The organism is Metabacillus rhizolycopersici, from assembly GCF_020075705.1.
Genome location: NZ_JAIQUM010000034.1, coordinates 48,788 through 56,106 on the forward strand (window position 1 = coordinate 48,788; position 7,319 = coordinate 56,106).

Below are 7,319 nucleotides of genomic sequence, written 5' to 3' on the forward strand. Positions count from 1 at the left end.
ACAAATATCAAGACTAATTACTCCTATAAGGTAAACTTCCTTCAGTCGTTTGTAGGACGTACATACATATTTCCGGGTAGTTTATCCCGCACTTTTCTTATTCAACAAAACTTTGAAGTGAGGTTTGCCTAATTTACGATTAAAAAAACTTGGCTTATCTTACATTCCTTATGGCGAAAGTCTTAGTTTTCCTTATGCTAATTTTAAATTCTAATAGAATAAAAATAGAAAAGGCCAACCAGTTAGAAACTGGACGGCCTTTTCTATTCGATATCTAATTCACCTAAAACGATTAAGGATTTTAAAATCAGTAATAATTGATGTGTTTCATTTGGATCTCGAAGATCCTTTTCTAGTAAACTTTCTATCTTATTAATCCTATGCCTTAAACCACTCATTGATAGAGAAAGATCACTCATAGTTTGCTCAAGCTTCCCACCATTTAGCAAGAAATTGTATAACGTTTTAAGGAGTTCTTTCGTTTTGGGGTCTGTCATTTTATATAGAGGTCCAAGTTCTTGTTCCGCTGTCATTTTAATGCCACTTATATTTTTTGAGTTAATTAGTACCCCTACAATCCCTAATGTTTTAAATGGAACAATTTTTTTCCTTCCTGTTAATCGTAGGGCAATCATTGCTTCCTCATAGTATTTTGCAGCATGTTTTATCCCGTCGCCTACATTACTAATTCCAAATTTAAAATCACCTTGAGGATATTTCACTATCATAAAATCATGGAAATTTTCCATCACATCATATATAGTAGGCTTCTTGAGAGTTTCATTCGTTATAAATAGAATCATCTTTCCATCACGTTGACATACTAGGATATTATGTTTTTTTTCACTAAAGTAGCGAAAGGTAGTGTCGAAGATTTTTTCCTGCAAAAGAAATTCTTCCTCAATAGACGTTTGCGATTTTTTATAATCCATCACCGTTATATAATAAGGCTGTCCAAGATCTAGACCCGTATACTTTCCCCTTTTGATTAATTCACTTGCAGTGAATTGTCCGTCTAATATTTGTTCTAGAAAATTCCCCTTCATCCTCTCAAAAGATTCAAATTTAGTCTTTTCATTTAATAGAATAAGAGAAGCCGCATTTGCAAAGCGATCTAGAAACAAATAATCTTCCTCATATTTGTCATTTTTTCTTTCCTCATAAATAAAGCTACAATACCCCAAAACCTCCTTTTGAACAAGAATTGGCGTAACAAGACGTTCCTGATTGAGGGTTTTAATTGTTTTTTTTCTAAACGGTAATAGACTTTTTTCCTTTCTTTTTATCGTATTTTTATGTGCATTTTCTTGAATATATTGTTCCATATCATCTTTCAGTTCTAGATATTTTACTTCAGATAAACCTGAATAAGTAATCGTTTGATGATCTATATCTTCAATGATGATTGGTAATTGAACGATGTCATATACCATATTGGCAATCGTTTGCAAATTACTTCCATTGGTTATCTCTTCCGTTATTTTTTTTTGAAAATCTGCCAAACGTGTAACGAAGTTTTTTTGTTCAAGCATTTGTTCGTACGTATACTCTAGTTCCTTTACGATAGGTGTTTCATTGTAAAAAGGAAGTTCATCTTGCATTTCACTTTCCCATTCTTTTTGTGTCCTTAAGATCCAACTGCATTCTGAATCTCCCTTTCCGACACACGTTACTTCTTTAGCAAGAAGTGGCTCGCCACCTACCGTTGACATAAATCCACTTGAATAACCGATAAGTGTATGACAGACTGGAGATGTAGATTTACCTAATTGTTTTATATGTTCCTCTGCCTCATAAGAATCAATCCAAGTCCCCGTTGAAAAATAGGATAGGATGTTATGATTTTCATCCAATTCAACGTTGCATTCATGCCTTATCCCTCTGATATGACCATTATTAATATGAAGAATTGGTCCATATTTGATCATATATTCTAACGATAAACCCTTTTTCAAAGCTTCTTTAGCATCATTAACGCCCGTTTCCCACCCGAAATGGAAAAGAAAACCTTTTAGTCTATCTATCCCTATATTCCTAACCAACTCTTTCCTGAGAATCCCAAAAGCCGATGAGGGGAATACAATTTTACGATCATTTACTACTAAATTCTGGCTAATACTCTCATCATAGAAATTGATTTTCATTCTAAACACACCCTATTTTTGTAAGTTATGATTATTTCGAAACAAGAGTTAATTAAGTATCCTTCAGCTTAGTGCTATTACACCTCAAAAATGTAAACGCAACCAAATATAGATTTAATTGTACTACTTGCTAGACGCTTCTATCAACTTTAGTTAAAGAATAGAAATTTTGTCATTGAGGATTAGATAAAGATAAAACAAGGTTAGATTAAAAATTCCTGAATTTTTAATCTAACCTTGTTTCAACTCACAACGACCTAACTTCTACTCCATTCTCACGAAGAACATTGTGTATTTTCCGAGCAAATTCTACTGAATGATCTCCATCGCCATGGATGCAAATTGTATCTGCTTTTATCGGTACTTCAATTCCCGTTGTTGAGAAAACCGTTTGTTCTTTTACCATTCTTAACACTTGTGCGACTGCATCGCCTTCATTTTTGATGAGTGCATTTTCGCGAATTCGTGGTGTTAACGTCCCATCTTCCTGATACGTCCGATCTGCGAATACCTCATTCGCTGTTTTTAGTCCGAGCTTTTTTCCTGCTTTAATTAATTCACTCCCTGAAAGCCCATATAAAATAAGTTCTGGATTTATTTTATAGACGGCTTCGGCAATTGCTTCAGCAAGCTTCGCATTAACTGCAGCCATATTATATAAAGCACCATGAGGTTTAACGTGATTCAACACCGCTCCTTCTGCTAATACAAAACCATGCAGTGCACCAATTTGGTAAACAACGATATCATAAACCTCTTGTGGAGTGATTGACATGTTCCTTCTGCCAAATCCACTTAAATCATCTAAGCCAGGGTGAGCCCCAATGCTAACGGACTGATCTAACGCTATGCGGACTGATTTCCTCATCGTCGCTGGATCTCCGGCATGAAAACCGCACGCAATATTAGCAGAAGTAATCGAAGAGATAATGTGATCATCAGCACCGATTGTATATCTCCCAAAGCTCTCCCCCATATCACAGTTCAAATCAATTTGCACCATTTTTCATCCTCCTAATCGCTAATGATATTCCACTTCTTAACTCAGAAAATGCATGCTCTCTCTCAATCAACAGTCTCTGTGCTTCATTAATGGTGATTTCTTTAAAGGTCAGTTTTTCTCCTGGCATCACTTGAGCTAATACAGGAAAATCAATGCTTGCTACACAGCCAATTTTCGGGTAGCCACCAATCGTTTGTCGATCTGCCATTAAGATAATCGGTTGTCCATCATTCGGAACTTGGATCGTTCCCATTGTTACAGCTTCTGACAAGAGTTCCACTTGTGACGTTAATTCCAATGCTGTTCCAGACAGTCGGTAGCCCATGCGATCAGATTTAGATGTAACTTGATAGTGTTCAGTTACAAACTTTTGCTTTGATTTCACTGAAAATTGATCAAACTGTGGTCCTTTTATAAAGTGAATTTCTGGATTTTTATCATACATTGGCTTTATTTTAGAACTCACTGTCCAATGAACGGTATGAAAAGGATTTGAACTAATTTTCCTGCCAAGGTAATCCATTAAACAGGTTGTTTTTTTGCTTTTGTGTGGGTTCTGATTAAGAACATCTCCCTCTTGTAATGCACGACCTTGATACCCACCGAATCCACCTCTTACATATGTACTGCGACTTCCCATTATCATTGAAACATCAATTCCACCTGCGATAGCCAAATAGGCACGACACCCTTTTTGAGGACGTCCAAAATGAAGAATACTTCCTTCTTTCACGAAAATTGGTTTCCATAATGGGATAGGCACCCTGTCAATTTTAGCGGACAAATCAGCACCGCAAATTGATATGACTATATCTTTTTGAATCAACAATGTTGGTCCCATCAGTGTCAGTTCAAGAACTGCATCTTCTTCCTTATTACCGATGAGGACGTTAGCAATTCTAGCAGCGATTTCATCCATTACACCACCAACAACAACTCCATATTGCTGAAAACCGATTCTACCCAAATCCTGCACGGATGTCGATAATCCTGGGTCAATAACTTTTAACGTCATTACTCAAAAACCTCCATACTCGTGAATCTTTGTGGTGTAATTGGTTGAAAGCGAACAACATCTCCCGCTTTTAATAGACTAGGTTGTTTCGAATTTTTCTGAAAAAGCTGGAGTGGTGTTCTGCCAATAATTTGCCAGCCTCCTGGACTTTCAATTGGGTAAACACCTGTTTGTTCTCCTCCAATGCCTACACTCCCAGCTGGAATCTTCAATCGCGGTGTCGCTTTTCGAGGTGTGACAATTTCTTTTGCCATCCCACCCAAATAAGGAAAGCCTGGAGCAAACCCGATCATATAAACGATATATTCTTGATTTGAGTGGATATGTATGACTTGCTGTTCTGATAATTGATGGTAGTTTGCTACTGCTTGTAAGTCCAGACCATACTCACCACCATAGCACACTGGGATTGTCACAGTTTTTGACTTTTGACTATTGGATAATGGGAGAGTGAATAGTTTAGATTTTACTATTTTAACGATTTGTTCGTATGGAGTCTGATTGGGTGTCGGTAACTCAACTTTAGTTGGGTCATAAAAGATAGTAACAGCTGTAAAGCTTGGAATTACCTCAAGCATACCTGGAAATGGGTCTGTTTCTAAGTGTTTGGTGAAAATAGTTATTTTCTGATGGAGATCTTTCTGTATTTCGTTCCCAAAATTAATCGTGATTGCCCGATCGCCCTGTGGATAAAAGGTAATATGGTCCACTTTCTCCCCTCCTAGTTGTAAACTCGATTTTATGTATTTTGTAGACTTATACACTGCTTTTATTTTACCATTAAACTTAGAATCGCTCCTATCATCAAGCTATCCTCGATTGGATGGAGGGAATTCCACTATTGATTGCTTTTTTTCCACCATTCATCACAATTTTTCCGCCATTCTTTTGGAATTCTGTTGCTTTGAAATAAAGTTTGATCAAAGTTACCTGACAAACCAATATTTTACGATAAATACAAAGAATCCATTTTGAAAAAAGATTGATCAAAATGGATTCATATCCAGCAGAGTTAAGTATCGGTTTTATAAAAAAGTTTGATCATTTTCTACCTGTGTTGCTCCACAATCGCGCCCTTTAATAGAATAAGAAACGGGCTTCGATTAGCTGGTTTAGTTCAACAAGCAGATGGAATTTGGCAATATATCGCTTTATTTTTAATATCAATATTACCATTACTGGATGTTTTTTATATTATTCCAGTAGGTATTGTGTTGGAGATGTCACCTGTAGCCGTTGGGATTATTGCTTTTTTAGGAAATTTTATTATGGTTTTAGTCTTTGCAATGTTTTTTAGACAAATTTCTGAATGGCGTAACAAACGGAGAGAAAAAAAAGGAAAATCGGAGCCTTCAAAAAGAGAAACTAGAGCCAGACATATTTGGGAAAAATATGGTCTTCCAGTGTTTTCTTTGCTTTCACCCTCGTTACTTGGAACAGATTTAGCTGCTTTAACAGCTCTTTTGCTTGGTTCATCTAGAATTAGAGTAATTACTTGGATGGGAATCAGTTTAGTCATTTGGTCAATTTTTATGACAGTTGGCTCTGTTTATGGCCTCAAATACGTAAATTGGATTTAAATTTAGACACCATAACAAAAAACTATTTATCTAGTCAGTAAATAGTTTTTTTGTTGTTAGCTAGAAATTGTTTTGATCTTCAATACTACTTTATTGCTCAGTGCGGTAGCATCTTTATATTCTTTACTATCAACTGGGTCCAAAAATTCCATTTTTTTGTTCTATGTTTTATTAAACTAACGCACCCGTTACTTTAAGTAGATTATTTCACAATCATAGTAAGGTTCCACAGAAAAAGGCATTAATCCTTCCTGCTGAATCAATGCCTTTACTTTTTGAAATTAACTTTACTATTACTTTTTTTAGTTAACATATAGCTTTGTTTTATCATTTCGTAAATTTCTTCCTTTGGAACAGTACCGTCAAGAATTATCGAATTCCAATGGTCCTTATTAAGATGAAATGCCGGAACTACCGAATTGTAAATCTGACGCCAATAATCTAAAAAACCGGGTTCACATTTCACATTAATCCAAATATGGCCATCCTTTTCAAATATCCACGCAAACACTTTCTTGTTATCTATATGTCGTATTAAAGTCCAATTCTTATCGCGAAATGGATAATCTTCATATGTATTACCAATCCCCAAACAGTAACCGATAGCTTCCTCTCTATTTTTCATTGTTAACCTCTTCTCTAACCTAATAACTTGCTAGTTTTTTAATAAAGCTGCATCCTTAATTATAACCCTTGGACCCTTTATTACACTAACCTGCTTCGTTGAACAAGAAAAAAAAATGACGAAGTAGCTGGTGATCTTTAACAATTGCACCTTTTGTGTTTCTAATTAATAAAAAAAGACAGAAAATGAACAATATTTCCTGTCTCAACCATCACATTTATTTATTGTTTATTTAGAGATCTTCTGTATTGGTATTGTTTCCAATGAAATCTTATATAGCAACCAACACAAAAACCTAAAATTGCAATAAATGCAGCTGCAGCAACCATAATGGTGAAGACATAACCTAAAATGGTCCAATTCATTAGAAAACTTATTAATCCCCCTGCTAGACAAATGACCGCAATTGTCTGATTGAATTGCTGCTGATCCCATTCCTCAGGAATATATTGTGATGGGTGCTTTCTAAAAAACAGCTTAGCTAAACGCATTACAGGATTAAATCCAAAAAATAAACCCATTAAACCTGCTAAGAAAGGAATAGCAAGGATCCATTCTTGCTTAGTTATCCAGGTAAACAATACAGACACCACAATAAACCACTGATTTGTTCGCACAAGCGGACGAGGAACTGAACGTACTTGACTTCCCATCAAATCCAACCTTCCTTGTCGTTTTTATATAATTTACTTTGATTTTACTCCTTTTTTCCTATTTTATTAAGAAAAAAAGATATAATAATTGAACTCCAAACTGGTTTCTTCATTTTTAAAACCTCAATAAGGTAAAATTTAACCTTATTTTAGCACTACTTCTTCCACTAACCTCCCTCTATAAAGAAAGGAATAACTCTGGATTCCTCGCTTATTCTTAAGATTTCATTATGATCTGTATTAGATAGCCATTAAAGCGATGGATGTAAGTTGAAAGTAAGGGTAATTTTGGTACTGTA

General features: G+C 35.3%; 7 protein-coding genes. 1 reads left to right on the forward strand and 6 read right to left on the reverse strand.

Annotation, left to right across the window (positions count from 1 at the left end; translation table 11 throughout):
- Positions 1–263: 263 nt before the first annotated feature.
- From K9V48_RS15185 to pxpB, 4 genes are all read right to left on the reverse strand, one after another.
- Positions 264–2,144: a XylR N-terminal domain-containing protein gene (locus K9V48_RS15185; protein ID WP_224139884.1), complete on the reverse strand. Its 1,881-nt coding sequence runs from the start codon at positions 2,142–2,144 to the stop codon at positions 264–266.
- Between the two features lie 247 nt (positions 2,145–2,391).
- A complete protein-coding gene (locus K9V48_RS15190; RefSeq protein ID WP_224139885.1) occupies positions 2,392–3,147 on the reverse strand; it encodes a LamB/YcsF family protein in 756 nt (251 codons plus the stop codon).
- Positions 3,134–4,162 carry a 5-oxoprolinase subunit C family protein gene (locus K9V48_RS15195; RefSeq protein WP_224139886.1) on the reverse strand — a complete coding sequence of 343 codons (1,029 nt, stop codon included), beginning with the start codon at positions 4,160–4,162 and terminating at the stop codon, positions 3,134–3,136. The genes K9V48_RS15190 and K9V48_RS15195 overlap by 14 nt, the downstream gene beginning before the upstream one ends.
- Positions 4,162–4,872, reverse strand: a complete 711-nt coding sequence (pxpB, locus tag K9V48_RS15200) for a 5-oxoprolinase subunit PxpB (RefSeq protein WP_224139887.1) — start codon at positions 4,870–4,872, stop codon at positions 4,162–4,164. Before pxpB ends, K9V48_RS15195 begins: the two co-directional genes overlap by 1 nt.
- Positions 4,873–5,199: 327 nt before the next feature.
- On the opposite strand from pxpB, the gene K9V48_RS15205 reads away from it, so the two are divergent.
- Positions 5,200–5,742, forward strand: coding sequence for a small multi-drug export protein (locus K9V48_RS15205; RefSeq protein WP_224139888.1), 543 nt, complete (start codon positions 5,200–5,202; stop codon positions 5,740–5,742).
- 268 nt (positions 5,743–6,010) lie between these two features.
- Here the strand turns inward: K9V48_RS15205 and K9V48_RS15210 are convergent, their stop codons facing one another.
- Together K9V48_RS15210 and K9V48_RS15215 are read right to left on the reverse strand one after the other, a co-directional pair.
- The gene (locus K9V48_RS15210; RefSeq protein ID WP_224139889.1) at positions 6,011–6,367 is read right to left on the reverse strand and encodes an MmcQ/YjbR family DNA-binding protein; all 357 of its coding nucleotides are present in this window, start codon (positions 6,365–6,367) and stop codon (positions 6,011–6,013) included.
- A 221-nt stretch (positions 6,368–6,588) separates the two neighbouring features.
- Positions 6,589–7,020 (reverse strand): DUF4395 domain-containing protein, encoded by a 432-nt coding sequence (locus K9V48_RS15215; RefSeq protein ID WP_224139890.1) that lies wholly within the window; start codon positions 7,018–7,020, stop codon positions 6,589–6,591.
- Between the last annotated feature and the right edge of the window lie 299 nt (positions 7,021–7,319).

Bases quoted from the DNA above. Each gene is read 5' to 3' on its own strand.
- K9V48_RS15185 (WP_224139884.1), bottom strand. From the start codon at position 2,144: ATGAAAATCAATTTCTATGATGAGAGTATTAGCCAGAATTTAGTAGTA.
- K9V48_RS15190 (WP_224139885.1), bottom strand. From the start codon at position 3,147: ATGGTGCAAATTGATTTGAACTGTGATATGGGGGAGAGCTTTGGGAGA.
- K9V48_RS15195 (WP_224139886.1), bottom strand. From the start codon at position 4,162: ATGACGTTAAAAGTTATTGACCCAGGATTATCGACATCCGTGCAGGAT.
- K9V48_RS15210 (WP_224139889.1), bottom strand. From the start codon at position 6,367: ATGAAAAATAGAGAGGAAGCTATCGGTTACTGTTTGGGGATTGGTAAT.
- K9V48_RS15215 (WP_224139890.1), bottom strand. From the start codon at position 7,020: ATGGGAAGTCAAGTACGTTCAGTTCCTCGTCCGCTTGTGCGAACAAAT.